Annotated in this window: 27 protein-coding genes; 10 read left to right on the top strand and 17 right to left on the bottom strand. The window is 36.2% G+C overall.

What is annotated here, in order from left to right; all coding sequences use genetic code 11:
• Positions 1 to 53: 53 nt before the first annotated feature.
• Positions 54 to 626, top strand: coding sequence for a toxin-antitoxin system YwqK family antitoxin (locus tag MVY38_RS07740; protein WP_297484956.1), 573 nt, complete (start codon positions 54 to 56; stop codon positions 624 to 626).
• Positions 627 to 632: 6 nt separating this feature from the next.
• Here MVY38_RS07740 and MVY38_RS07745 read toward each other — a convergent pair whose 3' ends face one another.
• From MVY38_RS07745 to MVY38_RS07765, 5 genes are all read right to left on the bottom strand, one after another.
• Positions 633 to 1,247, bottom strand: coding sequence for an AMIN domain-containing protein (locus tag MVY38_RS07745; protein ID WP_297484958.1), 615 nt, complete (start codon positions 1,245 to 1,247; stop codon positions 633 to 635).
• A gap of 9 nt (positions 1,248 to 1,256) precedes the next feature.
• The gene (locus MVY38_RS07750; RefSeq protein ID WP_297484960.1) at positions 1,257 to 1,535 is read right to left on the bottom strand and encodes a hypothetical protein; all 279 of its coding nucleotides are present in this window, start codon (positions 1,533 to 1,535) and stop codon (positions 1,257 to 1,259) included.
• Between the two features lie 8 nt (positions 1,536 to 1,543).
• Positions 1,544 to 2,809 carry a phosphopyruvate hydratase gene (eno, locus tag MVY38_RS07755; RefSeq protein ID WP_297484962.1) on the bottom strand — a complete coding sequence of 422 codons (1,266 nt, stop codon included), beginning with the start codon at positions 2,807 to 2,809 and terminating at the stop codon, positions 1,544 to 1,546.
• Between the two features lie 42 nt (positions 2,810 to 2,851).
• Positions 2,852 to 3,889 carry a recombinase RecA gene (gene recA, locus MVY38_RS07760; protein WP_297484964.1) on the bottom strand — a complete coding sequence of 346 codons (1,038 nt, stop codon included), beginning with the start codon at positions 3,887 to 3,889 and terminating at the stop codon, positions 2,852 to 2,854.
• Between the two features lie 161 nt (positions 3,890 to 4,050).
• Positions 4,051 to 4,533 carry a general stress protein gene (locus MVY38_RS07765; protein ID WP_297484966.1) on the bottom strand — a complete coding sequence of 161 codons (483 nt, stop codon included), beginning with the start codon at positions 4,531 to 4,533 and terminating at the stop codon, positions 4,051 to 4,053.
• A gap of 100 nt (positions 4,534 to 4,633) precedes the next feature.
• On the opposite strand from MVY38_RS07765, the gene MVY38_RS07770 reads away from it, so the two are divergent.
• The 3 genes from MVY38_RS07770 to MVY38_RS07780 are packed head-to-tail and all read left to right on the top strand — an operon-like array spanning position 4,634 to position 6,561.
• Positions 4,634 to 5,497 (top strand): MqnA/MqnD/SBP family protein, encoded by an 864-nt coding sequence (locus tag MVY38_RS07770; RefSeq protein ID WP_297484968.1) that lies wholly within the window; start codon positions 4,634 to 4,636, stop codon positions 5,495 to 5,497.
• The gene (fliQ, locus tag MVY38_RS07775; RefSeq protein ID WP_297434618.1) at positions 5,498 to 5,764 is read left to right on the top strand and encodes a flagellar biosynthesis protein FliQ; all 267 of its coding nucleotides are present in this window, start codon (positions 5,498 to 5,500) and stop codon (positions 5,762 to 5,764) included.
• Complete coding sequence (locus tag MVY38_RS07780) at positions 5,764 to 6,561, top strand: UDP-N-acetylmuramate dehydrogenase (RefSeq protein WP_297484970.1); 798 nt, start codon at positions 5,764 to 5,766, stop codon at positions 6,559 to 6,561. Before fliQ ends, MVY38_RS07780 begins: the two co-directional genes overlap by 1 nt.
• Here the strand turns inward: MVY38_RS07780 and MVY38_RS07785 are convergent.
• The 9 genes from MVY38_RS07785 to MVY38_RS07825 form a co-directional block, all read right to left on the bottom strand.
• Positions 6,551 to 7,330 carry a TIGR04219 family outer membrane beta-barrel protein gene (locus MVY38_RS07785; RefSeq protein WP_297484972.1) on the bottom strand — a complete coding sequence of 260 codons (780 nt, stop codon included), beginning with the start codon at positions 7,328 to 7,330 and terminating at the stop codon, positions 6,551 to 6,553. The two genes, MVY38_RS07780 and MVY38_RS07785, sit on opposite strands and share 11 nt — an antisense overlap.
• Positions 7,331 to 7,447: 117 nt before the next feature.
• Positions 7,448 to 7,954, bottom strand: coding sequence for a thiol peroxidase (gene tpx / locus MVY38_RS07790; RefSeq protein ID WP_297434612.1), 507 nt, complete (start codon positions 7,952 to 7,954; stop codon positions 7,448 to 7,450).
• 239 nt (positions 7,955 to 8,193) lie between these two features.
• Positions 8,194 to 9,171, bottom strand: a complete 978-nt coding sequence (tsaD, locus tag MVY38_RS07795) for a tRNA (adenosine(37)-N6)-threonylcarbamoyltransferase complex transferase subunit TsaD (protein ID WP_297484974.1) — start codon at positions 9,169 to 9,171, stop codon at positions 8,194 to 8,196.
• A complete protein-coding gene (dxr, locus tag MVY38_RS07800) occupies positions 9,168 to 10,238 on the bottom strand; it encodes a 1-deoxy-D-xylulose-5-phosphate reductoisomerase (RefSeq protein WP_297484976.1) in 1,071 nt (356 codons plus the stop codon). The genes tsaD and dxr overlap by 4 nt, the downstream gene beginning before the upstream one ends.
• Complete coding sequence (locus MVY38_RS07805) at positions 10,239 to 10,994, bottom strand: phosphatidate cytidylyltransferase (protein WP_297484978.1); 756 nt, start codon at positions 10,992 to 10,994, stop codon at positions 10,239 to 10,241.
• A 49-nt stretch (positions 10,995 to 11,043) separates the two neighbouring features.
• On the bottom strand, positions 11,044 to 11,358 hold the full coding sequence (locus tag MVY38_RS07810) for a hypothetical protein (RefSeq protein WP_297484980.1): 315 nt from the start codon (positions 11,356 to 11,358) through the stop codon (positions 11,044 to 11,046).
• A gap of 34 nt (positions 11,359 to 11,392) precedes the next feature.
• Positions 11,393 to 11,887: a hypothetical protein gene (locus tag MVY38_RS07815; RefSeq protein WP_297484982.1), complete on the bottom strand. Its 495-nt coding sequence runs from the start codon at positions 11,885 to 11,887 to the stop codon at positions 11,393 to 11,395.
• Between the two features lie 58 nt (positions 11,888 to 11,945).
• Positions 11,946 to 13,274, bottom strand: a complete 1,329-nt coding sequence (locus MVY38_RS07820; RefSeq protein WP_297484984.1) for an NFACT family protein — start codon at positions 13,272 to 13,274, stop codon at positions 11,946 to 11,948.
• The gene (locus MVY38_RS07825) at positions 13,271 to 14,977 is read right to left on the bottom strand and encodes an EAL domain-containing protein (protein WP_297484986.1); all 1,707 of its coding nucleotides are present in this window, start codon (positions 14,975 to 14,977) and stop codon (positions 13,271 to 13,273) included. The genes MVY38_RS07820 and MVY38_RS07825 overlap by 4 nt, the downstream gene beginning before the upstream one ends.
• Positions 14,978 to 15,088: 111 nt before the next feature.
• On the opposite strand from MVY38_RS07825, the gene MVY38_RS07830 reads away from it, so the two are divergent.
• Genes MVY38_RS07830 through MVY38_RS07855 form a run of 6 tightly spaced genes read left to right on the top strand, consistent with a single transcriptional unit; the run spans position 15,089 to position 20,428 of the window.
• Positions 15,089 to 15,244 carry a hypothetical protein gene (locus MVY38_RS07830; RefSeq protein WP_297484987.1) on the top strand — a complete coding sequence of 52 codons (156 nt, stop codon included), beginning with the start codon at positions 15,089 to 15,091 and terminating at the stop codon, positions 15,242 to 15,244.
• 49 nt (positions 15,245 to 15,293) lie between these two features.
• Entirely contained in the window at positions 15,294 to 17,207 is a 1,914-nt protein-coding gene (locus MVY38_RS07835) for a TonB-dependent receptor (protein WP_297484989.1), read from the top strand.
• Between the two features lie 15 nt (positions 17,208 to 17,222).
• A complete protein-coding gene (locus tag MVY38_RS07840) occupies positions 17,223 to 18,035 on the top strand; it encodes a hemin ABC transporter substrate-binding protein (protein WP_297484991.1) in 813 nt (270 codons plus the stop codon).
• Positions 18,028 to 18,753, top strand: coding sequence for an ABC transporter ATP-binding protein (locus MVY38_RS07845; protein WP_297484993.1), 726 nt, complete (start codon positions 18,028 to 18,030; stop codon positions 18,751 to 18,753). The genes MVY38_RS07840 and MVY38_RS07845 overlap by 8 nt, the downstream gene beginning before the upstream one ends.
• Positions 18,746 to 19,711, top strand: a complete 966-nt coding sequence (locus MVY38_RS07850) for an iron ABC transporter permease (RefSeq protein WP_297484995.1) — start codon at positions 18,746 to 18,748, stop codon at positions 19,709 to 19,711. Before MVY38_RS07845 ends, MVY38_RS07850 begins: the two co-directional genes overlap by 8 nt.
• A gap of 42 nt (positions 19,712 to 19,753) precedes the next feature.
• Entirely contained in the window at positions 19,754 to 20,428 is a 675-nt protein-coding gene (locus MVY38_RS07855; RefSeq protein WP_297484997.1) for a precorrin-2 C(20)-methyltransferase, read from the top strand.
• Here the strand turns inward: MVY38_RS07855 and MVY38_RS07860 are convergent.
• From MVY38_RS07860 to MVY38_RS11050, 3 genes are all read right to left on the bottom strand, one after another.
• The gene (locus tag MVY38_RS07860; protein WP_297484999.1) at positions 20,425 to 21,225 is read right to left on the bottom strand and encodes a precorrin-3B C(17)-methyltransferase; all 801 of its coding nucleotides are present in this window, start codon (positions 21,223 to 21,225) and stop codon (positions 20,425 to 20,427) included. The two genes, MVY38_RS07855 and MVY38_RS07860, sit on opposite strands and share 4 nt — an antisense overlap.
• Before the next feature lie 9 nt (positions 21,226 to 21,234).
• Positions 21,235 to 22,245, bottom strand: a complete 1,011-nt coding sequence (locus tag MVY38_RS07865; RefSeq protein ID WP_297485001.1) for a virulence RhuM family protein — start codon at positions 22,243 to 22,245, stop codon at positions 21,235 to 21,237.
• Between the two features lie 13 nt (positions 22,246 to 22,258).
• A partial coding sequence (locus MVY38_RS11050) for a cobalamin biosynthesis protein (RefSeq protein WP_366939780.1) occupies positions 22,259 to 22,437 on the bottom strand: 179 nt, incomplete at its 5' end.

Genomic DNA, 22,437 nt, shown 5'->3' on the forward strand with positions numbered 1-22,437 from the left:
TACTTATAGTGATAAAATTGCTATGCTTAGTAATATACTCAAAGGAGAGAAATATGAAAAAAATAGTTTTTATTTCACTTATGCTAAGTTCAATATTTATGACATTAAATGCCAAAAATATTGATGCCTCTATGCTGGTGAAAAAAGAGAGCCTTGTTTATGAGCAAAATTCTAGTGCACCTTTTACCGGAAATGCTTATTATTTTTTTAAAAATGGAAAAACAAAAAAAATTGTTCCTTATTATCAGGGAGAGATTGATGGACGTCTCTCAGCATGGAGAGCAGATAAAAGTATCAAAACTGTTGCATATTTCAGAAAGGGGAAACAGGATGGTGAATACATTGCAAAATATTCAAATGGGAAAAAAGCTATTGTAGCTTATTTTCGAGATGGTAAACAGGATGGAGAAGTCCTTACTTGGTACAAGAATGGAAGAAAAAAATCATCTGCCTACTATAAAAATGACATCCAAGACGGAGAAGCAAAAACATGGTATGAAAATGGGAATTTAAAAACTGCTAGCTACTACAAAAATGGTAAAAAAGACGGCATCTATAAAATGTGGAATAAAAATGGTAAACTTCTTAAAAAAGAGCTTTACTCAGAGGGTATAGCACTTAAATAAATGCTCTTATTTTAAAATAACAAGATACCCTTTATCTGTTTTTTTGATACTATATTTGTAAAGACCATCTAGTTCTATTACAACCCTATAGTATCCACTATGTGTTCCTATATTTATTTGTTTAAACACATTTGCCTGCTTCGCCTTTTTAACAAAGCTTCTTAGGTTAATATCTCTTTTAAAATCACAAACTATACGATGTGGTTTTACAAGCAAAAAGGAACGCAAGAGTCTATCTTTAGTATCTATTTGCATCTCTTTATCTTTTGTATAAAAAGATATAAAAGGCAGAGCTGCAAACTTTATATATTTTACCTCTTTTTGAGCAGTTGTGTCTAAATTATAATTTTGTGAAATAAAAATTGGTAAATGCCAATCAACACTATTTTGCAATGTAACACTCTTCTCTGAAATAGAACCATCCATATTTTTATATCTTACTACAACACTCTCTATCTCTCTTGCTGAAGATGGTAAAGTAAGTGTAGCTCGTTTTAACATTGGAGGTTTTTGCACCTGTTCAGTTGTAAGAGGAATATCTAATGCAGAATTTATTGGAAAAAAAGGATTTTCACGAGCAAAAAGAGTAAGTGAAAAAAGAAGCATACAAAGTTTAATCATAAAAAAGCCTTATTGTGCGGAAATTTCTTTAAGTTCAAAATACTCGCGTTGTAGTTTTGCATTTTCACTTTTTAGCACTACTATTTCATCCTGCAGATAACTTTGGTAATCTTGCAAACCTAAAAGCACTTCCACCGAGTTCGTACCATAAAGCAAAATTCCTAAGTAAACACCAAGAGAGACAATCAGAAAAAAAAGTGTAAAAAACTTCGCTAAAGACAAGCCGAGATACTTCTGAGTAAAACTCTCAGAGGTATCAATTTCTTCAAACAGCTCATCTTTTTGCATCTCTAGCCTTAGTTAAAAAGTGTAGACCCTAAATATTCACTATATACAGTCTCATTTTCTATCTCTAAAAGACGATTGTATTTTGCGATTCTTTCACTACGAGCAGTTGAACCTGTTTTAATTTGACCACAGTTCAATGCTACAGCAAAATCTGCGATGAACGCATCTTCACTTTCACCTGAACGGTGACTCATAACACATGTGTAGCCACTTCTTTGTGCTAAACGCACAGTAAGCATAGTCTCACTTACTGAACCAATTTGATTTGGCTTAATAAGAATAGAGTTTGCAACACCTTTGTTAATACCCTCATTTAAGATATTTACATTTGTCACAAACAGATCATCACCAACAAGTTGGATTTGACATGCTAATCTATCAGTTAAAACTTTCCAGCCGTCCCAATCATCTTCACTCAAACCATCTTCAAGAGAAACGATAGGATATTTTTCAACAAGTTCTGCATAATACTCTACAAGCTCTTCACTCGTTACGGTACGATTTTCGCTCTCAAGTCTATAACCACCTTCAACAACAAGTTCACTAGAAGCTACATCAAGAGCTATGGCAACATCTTTACCAGGAACATAACCTGCTGCTTCAATAGCTTCCATAATCACTTGAATTGGCTCTTCATTTGAACTTAAATTTGGAGCAAATCCACCCTCATCACCTAAAGAAGTTGAGTGACCTTTTGCTTTTAAAATAGCTTTTAAATGCTGATACACTTCAGAAGAGGCTCTTAAAGACTCCGTAAAATCTTCAAAACCAATAGGCATAATCATATACTCTTGAAAATCAACACTATTATCAGCGTGACTTCCACCATTGATAATGTTAAGCATAGGAGTAGGCATAACCATTGCGTTTGCTCCACCTAAATAACGATAAAGTGGAATATTTAAACTTTTAGCCGCAACCCGTGCAACAGCCATAGATACACCAAGAACTGCGTTTGCACCTAGATTAGCATAGTTTTCAGTTCCATCAAGCTCTTTCATTGTAGCATCAACAACTGCTTGATTAAAAGGACTCATACCAATAAGCACATCAGAGATTTGACTATTAACATTTTGTACTGCTAATTGTACACCCTTGCCCATATAACGCTCATCGCCATCACGAAGTTCTAAGGCTTCACGCTTACCAGTGCTTGCACCTGAAGGAACAATTGCACTTGCAGTAGTTCCATCACTAAGTCTTACTGTTGCTTTTACGGTTGGATTACCACGAGAATCCATTACTTCTATTGCACTTACATCATCTATAAACATATATTATTTCCTCTTTGATTAGTTTAGTTTTAGCATCAAAGACTATACATCAGCCTCTGATATTTCTGAAGTGTCCATGGTCATAAGTGAACTCATTCCCATAGCTACTCTAATTTTTTCTTCAATCTCAGCTGCAAGTTCAGGCTCATCTCTGAATTTTGCCTTTACATTCTCACGACCTTGACCAAGCTTAACCTCTCCATACGAGAACCAAGCACCACTTTTATCAACAATGTCTAACTTGACACCATAATCAACAAGCTCACCCTCTTTAGAGATTCCTTCTCCAAACATTATATCAAATTCTGCCTGACGAAACGGAGGTGCTACCTTATTTTTTATAACTTTTGCTTTTACTCTGTTACCGATTTGACTCTCACCCTGCTTCAAAGATGCAATACGACGCACATCTATACGCACTGATGCATAAAATTTTAAAGCGTTACCACCTGTTGTGGTTTCAGGAGAACCATATCCCATCATTCCAATTTTCATACGAATTTGGTTGATGAAGATGACAGTACAGTTCATTTTGCTCAAAACACCTGTAAGTTTACGAAGGGCTTTACTCATCAAACGAGCCTGAACACCAACTTGTTGGTCATTCATTTCACCCTCAAGTTCTACCTTTGGAGTAAGTGCAGCTACAGAGTCAATAACTATAAGATCAATCGCACCACTTCTTGCTATTGTTTCAACAATATCTAAAGCCTGTTCCCCATAGTCAGGTTGTGATACTAAAAGATTGTCAATATCTACACCTAGATTTTTAGCATAAATAACATCAAGAGCGTGTTCGGCATCTATAAAAGCACAAACACCTCCATCTTTTTGACACTCTGCTGTAATTTGAAGCGCTAAAGTCGTTTTTCCTGAACTTTCAGGTCCATATATTTCTACAACTCTTCCTTGTGGCACGCCATTAATCCCAAGTGCTAAATCTAAGCCTAAAGAACCTGTTGAAATAGACTGAATAGGCACAATATCTTTATCGCCAAGACGCATTAAAGCACCTTTTCCAAAAGCTTTATCTATCTGCTTCATTGCGAGATCTAATGATTTTTGTTTGTTTGCATCCATGTTGGACTCTCTTATATTATGAAATTTGGACTAATTGTATGTAAAAAAACTGAACTATGTAAAAATTATGTCATTTTGCCATATTTTCATTCAAATCTTTTTCTCTATAAAAAATCAAAGAAATTTTATCCAAATAAGACTAAGAACATCCATAAAATATTTTATGCTTCACCTAAAGCTTTTTTTGCAATTTTCACAGCATCTTCACTTCCATGAACAATGACTAAAATATGGTCATCTTTAATCATCTCTCCATATTTTACAGCTAAGGACTTTTCAATACCCAAATCCACAAGCCAAGCTGTCATCGCTCCTGCTGCTCCAAACATTACAGCACCACCAGTCATACCAGCAATCGCTGTGAGTATCTGTCCTGTTGCTAAAATAGGTCCAACGCCAGGTGTCCAAAAAAGTATTCCACCCATTAATAAGCCCCAAAGTCCACCCCAAAAGGCACCTTGCTCACCCCAGAAAATAGCGTTTTCTCTATTTTTATTAAATTCAAAACCATCCTGCGTTTTTTGCTCACCTTTGCCAATGACTGAAATATATTTTTTCAATACACCACCATCAATCAGAGTGTCAACACTTTTTGCAGCGCTATCATACGAATCATACACTTTAACCAATACATCTTTACTCATAACGAACTCCTTATAATAATCATATAAAGTTATTATACTCCTAAAATAATTAATAGCATCAAAAAAGTTCTTTTTATCTATATTTCGATAAAATAACTGCATGAAAACAACACTAATAGCTCACTCCCCCGACGCAGACGATATTTTTATGTACTATGCCATTAAATTTGGCTGGGTTACAATGAAAGATGTCAAATTTGACAATATTGCAAAAGATATTCAAACACTTAATGAAGATGCACTCAATGGTGTCTATGATATAGTCGCAATTAGTTTTGCACTCTATCCTCACATTAAAGAGGAGTATGCACCACTTCGTACTGCTGTTAGTTTCGGTGAGGGCTATGGTCCTAAGCTTATTAAACGCAAGGGAGAAAAACTCAAACGCAATTTTAAAGTAGCACTTAGTGGCGAACATACTACAAACGCAATGCTCTTTCGCATGGCTTATCCTGATGCACGCATTACATATATGAACTTTTTAGAGATTGAACAGGCTGTTATTGATGGAACTGTTCATGCAGGAGTGCTAATTCATGAGAGTATTTTGACTTATGCAGATGAGCTCGAAGTAGAGCGTGAAATGTGGGATATTTGGCAAGAACTTGCTGGTGATGATCTGCCACTTCCTCTTGGTGGTATGGCAATTCGCCGTTCACTGCCACTTAATAAAGCAATAGAGTATGAAGCAACACTAACAAAAGCGGTTCAAGTTGCACGAGATCATAAAGATAGACTCTCAAAAATGCTAATAGAGAGAAATTTGGTGCGTATTGATGCGCCTACACTTGATAAATATCTTGAACTCTATGCAAATGATGAGTCAATCACTTTAAGCCCACTCCAGTACAAAGCAATAGACAAGCTTTTTGAGTTAGGGTACGAGCATGGTTTTTATGATGCACCTGTTAAAATTGAAGAGTATCTCATTCCTACTGAGTACAAAGAGCTACGGAACGCATAAATGGAAGCCAAACTTGTAGCTCTAGGAGTACAGACTTTTCAAATAGCACTCTATCTTGCGCTGCCTGGTCTTTTGACAGGAATGCTTGTTGGTCTTGCTGTGAGTATCTTTCAGGCAACTACGCAAATCAATGAAATGACACTCTCTTTTATTCCTAAAATTCTTGGTGTAGTTATAGTTATTGTCCTTACAATGCCATGGATGCTTAATGAGATGACAGATTTCTCTTTAAGTGTTTTTAACATGATTCCTACTTTTGTTGAGTAATGCACTACAAATCAATCAATTTTTCTAAATACTCCTCTTTTAAAATGGGCGGCACATTTGATGTCGCTCTTTTGGATGAAACAGTTAATGACTGTGAAGATTATTATCTTATAGGAGCTTGCAATAATATTCTTATTGGCGACAATCCCCCTCCGCTTATGATGCTGCCAAAAAAATATGACTATATCAATATAGAAGACAATATACTTAAAATAGGTGCAGCAACACCCTCTGGAAAAGTAGCCTCTTTTTGTAAAAAAAACAACATTACAAATTTTGAATTTCTCTCCCATCTTCCTGGAAAGCTTGGTGGACTTATCTATATGAATGCAGGACTTAAAGAGTTTGAAATTTTTAACAACTTACTTAATGTCACACTCCTCTCAGGCAAAAAAGCAAAAGATGAAATAGCATTTGGCTACCGTTTTACCAATATTAACGAACCAATTTTAGAAGCTGCGTTTAAAATAGAATATGGTTTTGATAGCAAAAAGGTAACGATGTTTAAAGAGATGCGTGCAAACCAACCCTCCACCCCAAGTGCAGGTAGCTGTTTTAAAAATCCTCCAAATGAGTATGCAGGCAGACTTATAGAAGCTGTTGGACTCAAAGGCGTGCGAAAAGGCGATATGTGTTTTAGTCAACAACATGCAAACTTTTTGGTAAATATGGGAGAGGGGAAATTTAAAGATGCACTTTATCTAATACGCGAAGCACAAAGAAGAGTAAAAGAAAAGTTTGGCATAGCCCTCGAGGAGGAGATAGTCATCCTCGAGAAGGGTTTGGCTAAAATCTAGCCATTATCCCCATATAGAGACCTGAATATTGTAAGTCGATTTGAGATTTATCACCATCGTCAACCTTTAGTTTCTGCATTCTATAACCAACTTCTATTGCAGGTTGAACAACTGGTACAAAATCAAGCGTATAATCAACTTTAGCTCTTATATCATACATAGTATTTGTACCATCTGTAATCGCCTTTGCATCAGCTTCTATACCAATGTTTGTTGTCGGAATTTGCACTCTATCTCTTAAATATACAAGGGGTACAACTGTCGTATCTGATGATGAATCACCGTCATAAACTTTACTACCAGCTATAGTTACTGCAGCCACTGTAGCATCTGATTGAATTACCTTTATATCAAGACCCAAATCAATTGTCATCCAAAATGTATTATCTAAAATATTATAATATGGGATAACATCATATTGTGTTATATCAACTGTTGTAGGCGCGCCTCCAACTGGTAAAGCTGCACCATTTACTTTACCTTTCGTTGTCCCTTTATCAGAAAAAGAGACATACTCAAGGCGAATATTTGGAATAATAGGAAGAGGATGTTTTACAAATATCCAAGCATAAGCTCCCGTCTTCTCTTTTTCAGCACTTGTATATGTACCATTAAGATTTAACGCACCATCACTGTCTGTTCTAGTAGCATATCCACTAGGTGTTTGTGCCCATGCACCAACACCTGCTTCAACTCGTGTTAAATCAGCACTTGCAACTGTTGATAAGAGAGATGTACCTAGGACTACTGAAGATACTATTTTTTTCATACTTACACCCTTTTTTTTAAGAGATTATAGCATAAAATAAATGTTAAATAAATTTGGGAGTTTTTGAGAGATTTAAGAGAAAGAAAAAGATTCTTGCCACAGGATGTGGCTAAGAAACTATTTTTTTGCAGCTTCGATTGCAGCGTCGTATTGTGGTTCTTCAGTAATTTCTGGAACGATTTCTTTGTAAGTTACAATACCGTTTGCATCAACTACGAAGATTGCTCTACAAGTAACACCTGCAAGAACAGATCCACCTAAAAGTACACCGTAAGCATTAGCGAAATCTTTGTTTCTGAAGTCAGAAGCAACAGTTAATTTGTCGATTCCCTCAGCTGAACAAAATCTACCTGCAGCAAATGGAAGGTCCATAGAAACAACAGTAGTCTTAACACCCTCTAACTCAGAAGCTTTTGCATTGAAGTTACGAGTTTCAGTTGCACATACACCAGTATCTAGTGAAGGAACAACAATTATAAGTTGTTTTTCGCCTTGAGCGCCACCAACTTTAACATCACCTAAACCATCTGAGTTTACTACTGTTACCTCTGGAGCTTTATCTCCTACATTTACTTCATTTCCTAATAACTCTACATCTGTACCCTTGAATTTAGTTGTTGCCATACTAATGTCCTTAATTTTATTTTATAAAATGAAGGAAACCTTTTTATCTGTTAGTACGAGAGATGAACGCGTCCATCTCTCTACGCTAACGCTAAGTTTCCTTCGGCAGGAAGCCCAAAATGCCTTGGCATTTTTTGAGAAAAGAGCTTCTTAACCTTTTTGTAAGAGAAGTATATTTTAATTCGGATAATTATCATCTTATTTAGCAAACAAAGCATTTAGTATAAGAAAAAATTAAGTTAAAGGTTACTTTTTGCTACAACATTTAACTCTTCTAAAGAAGAGAACATTTTTGCTTTATACATATCTACTGCCACTCTGCCTATCATTGCGGCATTGTCTGAACAGTAGTGTAAATCACTCAATAGTAGCTTCGCGCCATAAGGTTTTAATAGCTCCTCTATTTGTGAACGCAGGTAGAGGTTTGCACTTGCTCCGCCTACTATTGCAAAAGTTTTTGGAGGGTAATTAAGAAAATATTTTTTGAGTTTATGTATGAGATGTTTTGTGGCAATATGCTCAAATGAAGCGGCAATATCTTTATAATCCTCTTCACTTGCTTCTGCTACAGCAAGTCGTACTGCATTTTTGAGTCCTGAGTAACTAAATGCAAATTTCGGTGTTCTCAGTAACGGCACGGTAAAATCGTACCTTTTTCTCGCACCCTCTTTTGCCAAATTTTGAATGGCTGGTCCACCGGGATAGCCTAAGCCCATCATCTTTGCAACTTTATCAAAACTCTCACCAAAACTGTCATCCATAGATTTTGCTACAGTCTCTATTTCGGTGAGGCTCTTTACCTCCATCACCTGCGTATGTCCACCAGAAACAAGCAACACTGTTAGTGGAAAAATTGTCTCTTTCTCAATAAAAAGTGAATAGATATGCCCAATAAGATGATTGACTCCAATAATGGGAATATCTAAACCAACACTTACAGCCTTTGCCAAAGTGACACCTTCAATAAGCGTCACAGCCAGTCCAGGGCTTGAGGTAACAGCCACAGCTTTAAGTTTTTCAAAATAAGGCTCACACTCCTCAAGTATTTTAGGAAGTGCTTCGGCATGAAGACGAGCAGCAAGTTCAGGAACAACCCCACCATAAATACTATGCTCCAACTCTTGCGATATTTTTTTATGAAAAAGAAGTCTATTTGTCGCTATTTCTGTTATGGAAATAGCACTATCATCACATGAACTCTCAATACTTAGTATCATCGTAAACTCCTCACAAAACTACGAACCTCTTTATCAAGTAAAAAGACTTCATCCACATTTTGTGGCATTGTAACAAATTTATCGTAAGCACTTATAACTCTTTTTGAAATATCTAAAAAGCCTATTTGTTTGCCTATAAACATCTCAATGGCCGCTTCATTCGCTGCGTTTATAACTACACCAGAGAGAGGGTTTTTTAACATACTCTCTTTAATCTGCCAAATAGGATAACGCTCCGCATCTATCTCACGAAACTCTAAAGAGCCAACTTTTAACAAGTCAATATGCTCTAAAATCTGCTCATCCATCTTTGCATCAAGTGCATAGGCAATAGGAAGCTGCATACTTGCCTTTGCAAAGTGTGCTGTTGTTGAGCCATCTTTGAAGTCTATCATCGCATGAATAAGTGACTGCGTTTCAATCACTGCATCATAACGCCCCTCTCCAAAGAGCCAACGCGCTTCAAGCAGCTCGAACATTTTGTTTACCATTGTTGCAGAATCAATGGTTATTTTTTGTCCCATTGACCAGTTTGGATGTTTTTGTGTATCTTCAAGCGTTGCGTTTGCAAGCTTCTCAAGTGGCCAGTCACGAAATGCTCCACCACTTGCAGTAATCACCATTCTACTAACAGGTCGCTCTTGCAAAAGATACCACAGACCAAAATGCTCTGAGTCTATAGGCTGGATTTTTGATGTGTCAATGAAAGCACCACAGGCAACAAGTGACTCCTTGTTTGCCAGAGCTACTTTTTTGTCACACTCTATCGCTTTAAGCGTTGGTCGAAGCCCTAAAAAACCAACTAAAGCATTCACTACTAATTTACTTTGTGACTCTTCTATAACGCGAAGAATTGCATCTTCGCCTGCATAAACGCAGCTATGATTTACTCTTGCAATATCCGCTGCGTTTGCAACAACAACAACTTTAGGATGATGCTCTTGTATCTGCTTATTGAGCAAGTCAATATTTTTACCACAAACAAGTACCTCTACTGCAATGCCAAATCTTTTGGCAACTAAAAGTGCATTAACACCAATAGATCCAGTTGAACCTAGAAGTACCACTTAAACTAACCCACGAAGCAGTACAAGCATGACAATTCCACCAAAAAGGTAGCCATCAATTCTGTCAAGTACACCACCGTGACCTGGTAGCAGAGTACCGCTATCTTTCACACCTGCGCTGCGTTTAAGCGATGACTCAAACAAGTCTCCAAAAATAGAAGTTACAGAAACCGCAAAAGAGATAATAAGTGCTGTCCAAAAATCAACAACATAGAGACCAAAGAATGCACCCGCAAATGTTGCAACTGCCACACCGCCAAAAACACCCTCTAATGTTTTGTTTGGACTTGTCTCACAAAAGGGAGTTTTTCCTATGCTTTTACCAACTACATACGCTCCAATATCTGTAAGTGCTACAACTGCTAAAAGCCATAGAAGAGAGAGAACACCATACTCTTCATACATCGCAAAAATAAAAAGAAGTCCCGCAGTAGGGTAGATAAAAGGAAAGAAATCACGCCATTTTACCTCTTTGTTATAAGCGACAAGACTTGCATAGCCAACACCTGCAAGAACAAATAGATCGTCACCATAAGGATAAATTCCAGTAAGAAGCCAAAGAAACGCAGCGTATGGAAGGAGATTGTCTTTTTCAACACCAAATAACTTTATAGCCTCTTTAAATGCAAGTAGGTAAATTACGCCAAAAACGAACCACATCACATAAAAGTTATCTATCCAGCCAATTACAAAAACAGCTGCTAAAAGTGCTACTCCAGTTACTATTCTCTCTTTGCTACTTGCAAATATACCCATAAGAAATCCTCTAAATTTTAATAATAAATAATGCTAGTAGTATATCCAATCAGACTTTAATATCTAATTTATGTAAGGGGGGAGCGATTGAGGAGTCATCCTCTTTTTTGTGGGGTTTTTTCTTTTGAGACATATTTTGCATCTCTTCATCAGACTCTTCTCGGTTGTGTTCTCGGTCAGGATCAAGAGCGTGAGATTCTTCAGCCTCACGAATCTCTAAGACTTTTTCATCTTTTTCTTGCACAGCCGCCTGCGCCATAAAGTTTTGTAACTCGACGCGGTTTGTATGTGCATTTTGAGGAGCCGTAGCGGCAGGTGTCATTTGGTTTACCAAAACAATGTTACCCAAGGGACTTATAGCCATAATACACTCCTCTTACATAAGAAAGAATTTCTTTCTAAAAATAGTAACGCAACAAGACCGATGACTCTGTTCCGATTGCAGTTTCATCACCAAAACCAAGATTAAATCTCATCTCAGCACCAAGTGTAAACTGCTTGTCAAGGGCATACTCCACACCAGCAACTGGACCAAAATTAAAAATTGTTCCAGAATTGTTACCAGTTCCATAATCATAATTATGTATGCCTGCAAATCCACCATAATATGCAGTTAACACACTATTAATAGGCTGCATCATATGCAATGCAGAACCAACATCTAAAGTAGTTTCTGAGTTTCCATTACTTGGATTTTTATCTTGATAAGAAAATCCAAAATAGGGTTCTACACGCATATTATCTTCTAAAGAAATAGTGCCTCTTAATGTCGCACTATTTTGTCCTGCAACGCCAACACCAAGACCAAACTGTGGCTCATCTGCAACTGCTGCAGTACTAAGCGTTCCGACTAGAACAACTGTAGTAACTGTTTTTAATATAATTTTATTCATTAATATTCCTCGTATTTAGATTTTCAATCAAATAATACACAAACAATATAAACGAACTTTAACTCCGTGTGTCCACTTCTATAGTCTTATATTTATTATAGAGTACATTCGCACCACTTTGAATGGTAACTTCACGCCTTGGAGTATAATCGACCAAAAATTTATCTTCTGCAGTCGTCGTAAAATCCACACAGAGTCTTGCTGCTGCCATAATAATGTTTTGTGGTAAATTTTGCTTATCAGTTGTGATGATAACATGCGCTGAGGGTCTATCTTTCATATGAAGCCAAATATCTTTTGCCCTTGCACTCTTTAGTAGTTCAACATTGCCTCTCTCATTTTTTCCAAGCTGTACTTTGTACCCCTCTACCCAAAAAACCTCTATTGAGTCATTGAGTTTTATTTTCTTGTTTTGCACCCGTTTAGGAAAAAGTAGCTCAATTTTTGCCACATCTTTAGCTGCGTTTACAGTGTGCATAAAAAGCTTAATGTGTTCAATCTTCGATGAAAGTGACTCCTCCTCAATGTAGAGATGTTTAGCTCGCTGTTTTGCTTTTTTACTTCGACTAAAAAACATTTCACTTATTATAAATGGGGTAGCGTAGCCTTTATCAAGTGCTATATTTATCTCTGTTGCATCGTAATCTTGAAGTGTCAGCCTTGTTTCATAGGGTTTAATCTTCGCTGCGTTTGCAAGAACAAGGTTGCCATAATGCTGATATTTCTGAGCCTCTTGTTCTAAATCTTCTTGAGAGTCTAATTTTACATAGAGTTTTTCAAGTTTTTTAAGCTTCTTTTGCAAATAGGCAATTTTTTGTTTTTTAAGACTCTCTAATTTTGTATTTTGCTCTTTTTCATAAACTCCAAATAAAAATGCTTCCACATCTTCAATAGGGTACTCTTTTGCTACAAATGGAGCAGGCTTCACATCTAAAAGTGTATGCCCGACATGAACCTCTCTGTAAGAGGAAAACAGATCAATATGACGCAACGCTTCAAGCACAATATTTTGTGCATCTAAAATAATTACATTAGTATATTTTCCCGTAAACTCGAGCTGAATGTATGTTATCTCTTCTTTATAAGCAGATGCTAAAGAGGTTTTTATGCGTATGATTTTATCACCATTTAGAAGTTCAATATTTAAAATATTTGAACGATTAAAACGCTTTGCAAGAATGACATCAAATGGAGCATTGTAAACTTTTGAACGAGGGTACTCTTGACACTTAAATATGGAAGAGTTTGAACGCTGCATATTAAAGTAAATTGCATCACTTTTATCAAATACTATTTTTACTGTTGTATCATTTACTCTGTGCGCGGCAGAAATTTTTGTAAATTTTTGCAGATACTCTACTATCTGTTTGAGCTGAGAGAGTTTCATTCCTGCACTAACTTTGCACTTGGTTTTCCAACATAAAATCCCTGTGCCAAATCCACACCAAGCTCTTTAATTTTATTATATGTCTCTTCATCTTTTACATACTCTGCAATTGTCTTCATACCCAAACTTTTTGCCAGACTAACTATTGCTTTTGTGAGTTTTATGTTTTTATCATTTGTGACCAAATCTTTTATAAAGACTCCATCAATTTTAATAAAATCAAAGTGCATATCTAAAAATCGGCTTAAGTTAGAGTTTTCTACTCCAAAGTCATCTACTGCCATCTTAAATCCCATCTCTCTTAAAAGGCTCAATTGTTCTTTTATTGCATCTGCATTTTTCACAACAGTAATGTTTTCTAAAATTTCAAATGTCACACGAGATGGGTCAATTGCATACTCTTTTGTATGGTTTTGTAAGTAAATCAAAAAGCTCTCATCTATAAGATCTTTTTGGGTTAAGTTTATGGAAAATTCTACATTATTATCACGCATATAGGCAAAACTTTTTTTAATGATAGTCCGAGTGATAGTAGTTAAAAGCCCTAGTTTTTCAGCAGAACGCAAAAAATGGATGGGGTCAGTCACCTCAGTATTATAAACACCGCGTGCGAGCACTTCATACTTCACAATCTCATTCGTTTGTGTATCTTTTATAGGCTGATAATATGGTTCAATACCATCATTGTCAATTAGTTCTCTTGTTAAACGCAGCCATTTAACAGCCTCTCTTTTATCTACAAAATCCAAATCTTTTTCATTATAAATCTCAAAATGTCTACTGCCAAACTCTTTTGCTTTATCAAGGGCATATTCACAATTTACCAGTGTTTGGGCAACCTCATTTCGAATTTTATCTGCCCCTATACAAAAAGAGATATGAATCTCCACATCATCTACTACAATGTTTTCATTATCGAAAAAAGCAACAATTTGATTACAATAAAATGCCACCTCTTCTTTGGTAGTGACATCTACAAGATAAGCGAACCTGTCTGATTCTACCTTATAGAGTTTTGAGTTGCTAATAATATTTGAGGAGAGTTTTTTTGCTGTATTTTTTATGACCTCATTTGCGAAATCTTTACCATACTCTTTATTTAAGACAGAAAAATGAGAAATATCTAAAAGAATCATATATCCCTCTTCTTTGCGTATCAAATCTTTTTTAAGCATTGTTGCGTTTGGAAGAGATGTTCTTTGGTCATAAAGGTATTTTGTCTCAAGCTCATAAGTTTTTTCTTCAACCATCTGTTCAAGATTCTTATTGTACTGTGCATACTTTTGTTCCATATCAAGTCTATAGACTACTTTAGAGACAACTGAAAGAAATTGTTCAAGATCAAATGGCTTTAACAAATACCCATCAACTCCATACTTTATACTCTCTAAAAAGTACTTTGACTCTGTATGTGCAGAGAGAATTAACAGGGGAATTGTAGCGTTTACTGAGCGTATCAAAGATATAAGTTCTATGCCATTTAGATGTGGAAGCGTGATGTCGGTAACAACCAAGTCAATGTCATTATTATTAAACTTTTCCCACGCCTCTTTACCATCCTTTGCACTAATGATTTTTGGAAAAAATGTACCTAAAAAGTTAATAAGTTCTTTTCTCGTTGTTGCATCATCTTCAACAAATAAAATAGTCAAATTTTTTGCATTAGATATGAGTTCTTTTAAAGTGGATTTTTGCTGATACATTTAAGAGTTCCTAAAAAATTTATGTACATACATAGTTTACCATAACATTAAGTAACTTATGTAAAGGAGTTGCTATAATTGCGAAAATATTCCATCTAAAAAGAGAAAAACTTGCACACACCTAAAGGTTTTGGTAAAAACTACTTTACATTAGCAGCAATTCAAGCCTATATATCTATGCAAAAAATAGTAGCACTCAGCAGTGCTGTATGCACCCTCGATGGAAAACCACTTAAAATAAAAATTAACTCTCCACCCTCTTCCTAAACGCAGCAACAACAATTTAAAAAAATTATACTTACATTTAAGGAAAAAAATGAACACAACACTAAAACTTTCTCTACTCTCGGCTGCTCTTTTGAGCCAACTTAACGCACAAGAGATTACACTCGCACCATTAGAGGTAACATCAACAGCCATCAAAACAGACGAACTTAAATCTACCGATGCAGTGGAGATTTATACTGCAAAAGATATAGAAAAAGCACATGTGCAGAATCTTTATGAGTTTTTGAATAAAGAAACTTCTGTAATCACTGCACCAGGATATGGAAATCCATTTACACAAAAGATAGATATGCGTGGATATGGTATCACTGATGGATATGAAAACATTGTTATCACTCTTAATGGGAGACGATTGAACAATATTGATATGATTCCTCAACTCCTAGGCAGTATCTCACCTGCATCTATTAAACGCATTGAAATTATTAAATCTTCAGGAATTGTAGCAAATGGTGATGGTGCAAATGCCGGAGTAATCAACATTACCACAAAAGATAGTAATGATAAGGAAATTACCCTTTATGGCGGTGCATATAACACTGTAGATGGTTCTTTTTATATTGGTCAAACAAGTGATACATTAAATATTTCAGCAAGCGGTGAAGCTCAAAAAAATGGAGGTATCCGAAAAGTAAAAATGAACAATGATAAAGATAGTTCAAAACTTGCAACAGGAACATTTAATTTGAGCTACAGACCTATTGATGCGCTTGAGCTGCGTTTAGGAGCTGCGTTTGCCAAAACTGATGTCTTTTATGCAGGATCACTTACTGAAGATGAGTATAAGAAAGATCCTACAGAGGCAACTACATTAGGATACGAATCACATCAAAAATATGATACAAATAGTGTAAGTGCTGGTATCACTTACTACATCAACGATAAATTAAGCTTAGACATAGATGGGAATCATGAAAAGAAAAAATCACAATATGTCCCTTATTCTCCTGCAAACTACATTTATGACTCAGCGAAAACACATCTTGATTATGAAAATAACAAGCTCTTTATTACAGCAGGTTTGGATGCTTTCAATGGAGAACGTGATGGATATGGAAATCAAACTAGTAAAAATAATTTAGCCGCTTATTTAATGGCTCGCTACAGCTTAGGAAAAAACAGTTTTAAAGCAGGTTACCGTTACGAAACTGTTACATATAAATACAGTGCAACAGGTGTAGAAAGTTTAAAAGGTGACCATAAACTCAATGGTGTAGAACTTGGATATAACTATACACTCAATCCTACACAATCAATGTTTATTAACTATTCACATTCTTATCAAGCACCTGATATTGATAGATTCTTTTATTATGGACACTTTAACAACTTTATAGATCCAATGACTGCAAATAACTACACACTAGGATATAACAATATTCAAAAAAATAATAAATTTAAAGTTTCTGCATATTATATTGCTTTAAAAGATGAGATTTATTTGGATAAAACACTCAATCCTTATGGACATAACAGAAACCTAGATAAATCACATAAATATGGTTTAGATTTATATGATAAATATATCGTTAATCAACAATTCAATGTAACACTCAACTACAACTATGTTCAAGCTGTCATTGACAAAGAAAAAACTGAGAATGGAACAATTTACCATAACACCAAACTCCCTGGAGTAAGTGATCATAATGTAAAAGCGATGCTAAACTACCTTCCAAACAAGAGAACAACACTCTCGCTCACACAGGTTTGGCGCTCAGAAGCCTATGCAGCAGATGATTTTGGAAACAGTTTTTCTCAGAAACAAGATGCATATAACTCAACTGACATCGCAGCGACATACACAACAAAAAAATGGGAAGTTTTTGCTAAAATAAACAATCTGTTTAACCAAAAGAACGGTTTATGGATTAAAGATGATGCAATCTATCCTGTAAACTTCACAACAACTGCAATGGCAGGTTTTAGACTAAAATACTAACAAAAGGCATAGAGTATGAAACACATTCTCCTTACTTCACTTTTCATACTCAATCTTTGGGCTAATGAGAGAATTGTCTCTCTGAGTCCTTCCATTACAGAGATTATATACGGACTGCACAAAGGCTCAGAACTTGTAGCTACAAGCAGCTACTCGCTCTACCCAAACGCAGCAAAAAAGCTGCCCATCATTGGTGGATATGAAAACCCAAATATAGAAAAAATCATCTCCTTCGCTCCGACCCTTGTCGTAGGACAGAGTTTTAACCGACACACCTTAGAACAGCTGCACTCTTTTGGTGTAAAAATACTCACGCTCAATCTCAAACGCTTAAACTCCATTAAAAAATCCATATTGATTTTAGGTAAAGAGTTAAACGCAACACAAGAAGCAAAAATCCTAACAAACAAGATAACAAACGCAGTAACAACGGCTCACAAGAGTAAAAAACCACACAGTGTTATGATTGTGTACGGATTACGCGAGGATCTTCGAGGCGGCATATACATCGCAGGACATGATATATTTTTTGAAGACATCATCAAAGCCTGCGGCAATACGAATGCCTACACAGCAAACGCAACGAACCAACCGGTGTTGAGTTATGAAAATGTTATAGCCCTCAATCCCCAGCAAATCATCATCCTACACTCTCATGCCACTGAGCCAAATGTCAATGTAAAAAAAGCGCTTCAAGCGTGGTACGCCATTCCCACGCGCGCTGCAAAAAACCATAAAATTAGCATCGTAGATGAGGATTATCTCTATATTCCCTCACAAAGAGTCGCACTCACCATCAAACGACTCTGTAGGGAGATGAATGATTAAGTGTTCAGACCTCAGCATCTCATTTGAGAACAAAAACATTTTAAAAAATGTCACGCTTGAAGTGCAAAATCATCTGAGCATCTTAGGCGCGAACGGTTCAGGGAAGAGCAGCTTTGCAAAAGCGCTCTCAGGGCTTATAGAGTTTGAGGGTGACATAGAAATAGACGCACAAAACATCAAAACACTCACGCCAAACGCAAGAGCCAAACTTCTCTCCTACATTCCCACAAAACTCGAACTCTATGACAAGCTCATTACGGTAGAGGAGTTTGTACTTTTAGGAAGATTTCCCTACAAAGAGAGCTTCTTTTCCTATGAAAAAAAAGACTACACCATCGTAAAAGAGATGCTTGAATTTTTAAGCATTGCACACTTGGCAAAACACACCATTGCCGAACTCAGCTCAGGAGAGCAACAGCTCACACTCATCGCCCAAGCACTCACGCAACAGAGTAAAATCATCATCTTTGATGAGCCCACGGCAAATCTTGACCCAAAAAACTCAAAAATCATAGCCGAGCACATCAAAGCACTTAAAGAAGAGCACACCATCATTCTCATCACACACGATCTACATCTCGCTGCGTTTATAGACTCACAAGTGCTTTTCATTAAAGAACATTCAGCACAACTTTACGAAAAAGAGTTTTTCTCTGACACAATGCTTGAGAAACTCTACGGCGTTGCATTTAGCAATCTGGCGGTGCATTATGATTAGAAATCTGCTCTGGCTTACACTTATAGTTCTCTTTTTTATAGCTCCTTTTGTCGGTGCGGTCGATCTCTCTTTGCGTGAAATTTTGCAAGGCAATACCCTAAACGCAACTATTTTTTACGACCTGCGGCTGCCGCGTGTACTCTTTGCATTTTTTGCAGGGGGCATTTTAGCACTCAGCGGTCTGCTCTTTCAGACACTCTTTCGCAATGCGCTTATGACTCCCTACACACTCGGCATCTCAAGCGGTGCTGTTTTGGGTGCGGGCATTGCCATAAAACTCGGACTTGCCACACTCATCTTTGGCATCGGTGCTGTGAGCCTTTTTGGCTTTGCAGGTGCGCTGCTTACTGTCTTTTTACTCATCTATCTCTCACAGTTTTTACGAGCATCTGGACAAGAAGCACTGCTGCTGCTTGGCATCGCACTCTCACTCTTTTACACCTCTGTTTTAATGGTCATATTCTATCTTGGTTCTGCCATTCAAAACGATATGCTCATTCGCTTTACTATGGGTTCACTCTCTGTCATTGGGTGGAAGTACCCCATCCTCATCGCCGTTGCAGCACTTTTACTACTACTTTTTGTCTACCGCTACAAATTTGAGCTCCAACTTATGAGCGTCTCTGATGAACAGGCAAAACTCAAAGGAGTCAATACAAAAAGAGTAACGCTGCTACTGCTCGCCGTCTCCTCTTTAGCCATCGGCGTACTTGTAAGCATTAGCGGTCCCATCGGCTTTATTGGGCTTATCATCCCACACATCATCCAAAAGCTCTACCCGGTAAATATTACGCAGCGAATTTTAAAAACTACCCTCTTTGGAGGACTTTTTCTTGTTGCCTGTGATATGCTCTCACGCACACTCCAAACGCAGAGCGAACTCCCCATCGGCATTATCACTGCCATTATAGGTGGACCATTTTTTATCTATCTTATTATCGCAAACGCAAAGAAATAAGTTTGTTTTGGCATAATTCTCTCTTCATTTTAAGGAAAAACAGTGAATAAAAAATTATATATGGTTTCTCTAGGTCCAGGAGATGTAGAACTTCTTACACTTAAAGCACTCAATGCCTTTAAAAAGTGTGATGCTATCTGTGTTCCGACAAAAAGTGCAGACAATAGCTTCACAAAATCCATAAGTTATAAAATCGTCTCAAATGCTCTTAATCTTTTAGAAGTAAGCAAACCTGTTGTTCCTGTCTATTCGCCTATGCATTTTCGCTATGAAGATTGGGTGCATGAAGCTGATGTTATTTTAGAGACTTTACAACAACATAATAGCATCTGTTTTGTGACATTAGGAGATGCTGGAATTTATTCAAGCATCTACTATCTCCTTAACATCATCAAAGAAAAACAGAAAAAAGTTTATGATAATTGTGAAGTCATAGCAGGAGTAACCTCTTTTAGTGCCGCTTCTGCAGAGGCAAAAAAAGCGCTCTGTTTAGGGGATGAAGAACTTATTATAAAGCCTATCAATCCTCGTGGAAAAGTCAAGACTACGCAAATTTTAATGCGTCCTAAAATCGGAATGGATACAAAAAGTTTAGGAGAGGGAGATTTTTATACTTTTGAAAATATGTACCTTGAAGATGCAAAAATCACACCCTCAAAGATTGAAAAAGTCAAAAAATATATGACCCTTTTTATCAACTTTGCAAAGAGAAGTTAGTTTACTTTTTTCCATTCATCTTTTTCTTCACCACTGAGTTCGTATTTATTTAAGTACCCTCGTGGTGTTAGAACCCTGCCATCACGAGTAAGTTTTGTGGTAGAGTTTCCTATAAGAAGTGTTGTGGACATATTGACATCTTCATTTTCAACTCCTGCATCTATTAGCTCTTTTGCTGTAATGATTTTTATCATCTGATTTTTACGCCCTAAATCTCTTGCTACCACAACAGGACGATTTTCCTCTATGGTTTTCAGCTGTTCAAGCATATCTCTATATGGTTCAAGTCTACTTCTACTCTTTGGATTATAAATAGAGATAACAAAATCAGCCTCCAATGCAAAGCTTATGCGTTTTTGGATAAGCTCGGCAGCTGTAAGTCTATCTGAGAGTGAAATAAGACAAAAATCTTGACTCAGTGGTGCGCCCACTTCAGAAGCTAGTGCTAAAACAGAGCTAATTCCAGGGAGTGCCGAGTACTCTATGGTATCCCAAAGTTCCAAAGTATCAAGCAACTCAACAACCAATGAACCCATAGCATAAACATTTGCATCACCATTTGAAAGTAGTGCTACCGTGCGTCCTCTTTTTGCTTCATCTATGGCATGTTGTACTCTCTCTATCTCTTTTGTCATAGGTGTTGTAAAAACTTCTTTGTCAGCCACTAACTCTGGTAAATCTTTTGCATATTTTGTATAAGCCACAACCAAATCTGCCTCACGAATGGCATTTATAGCCTCTTGTGTTAAGTATCTATCTCCACCTGCTCCAGTTGAAACTAATGTTAATTTTCCCATGTTTTTTCCTTAATTGTTTTTTTTTAAAACTTTTTTCATCTCTTTATCAAAATCGGACTCTATTTTTTGAGTTTTATTAAACTCTTCATATTCATCAAACGCCTTTTGTTTTGCTTGTTCTCTTGACACTGTTCCTTTGTTCTCAAGTATTTTATACTCATTAAATTCAAGAAATTTATTGACTGAATTTGATAAACTCTCCATTGTAAAAGGAGTGTGATTTTTTATAATTCTCTCAATATAATCAAAATATCCACTTATTGCACTCTCTAAATCTTTTATCTCTTCAATGCTAAGATAATTTTTTGCTATGACTGTATCTGATTTTAAAATTCTACCATTTGGCGAATTTTTCCAAGTTTGTAAGCCCATAAAAGGTTTAGATTTATCTGCTTTTTTATATATGATTTCTGCTGATGTTTGTCCACTAATCGCATAGTGAAATTTATTTTGAACTGTTGCATAAAACTCTTTTGTGATTGATGAGTTTTTATCATAATCCATACTACACTCTGCAAATATATCGGTAATTTGTTGGTATATTCTTCTCTCACTTGTACGAATAGAACGAACTCTCTCGAGGAGTTCTTTAAAATAATCTTTTCCAAAATATTTACCATTTTTCATTCTATCATCATCCATAGCAAAACCTTTGATGATAAACTCTTTTAATATTTTAGTAGCCCATATCCTAAACTGTGTAGCTTGTAAAGAGTTTACACGATAACCAACTGATAGGATTGCATCAAGATTATAAAATTTTGTATTATACTTTTTACCATCTTCGGCAGTATGTGCAATTTTTGCACTAACTGAATTTTCATCTAATTCTTTACTCTCAAATATATTTTTTAAATGTTTTGTTACTACACTTCTATCTACTCCAAAAAGTTCAGCAATCCTTTTTTGAGATAACCATAAAGTTTCATCATGAAGATATGTTTCTACTTTTACATCACTATTTGGAGTGGTATAAAGTAAAAATTCTGTTAGTTCATCTTTGATTGTTAAATTATTCATTATTCTTAGTCACTTAAAACGATGCGGCCACTGTAACGCCACCATAAATTCTCTTACTTAAAAAGAGTGTTTTATTTTTACTAGCCAAAAGTGAAGCTGGTTCTGCTACGCCTTTGATGTTAAAAAACTTTGTTGCTTGTGAGGGGCTAAACTCTTGTGTGAGTGCATTGATGGCATCTTCAGAGAAAAACT

This window comes from Sulfurimonas sp. (assembly GCF_027056685.1).
Classification (GTDB): Bacteria; Campylobacterota; Campylobacteria; order Campylobacterales; family Sulfurimonadaceae; genus Sulfurimonas.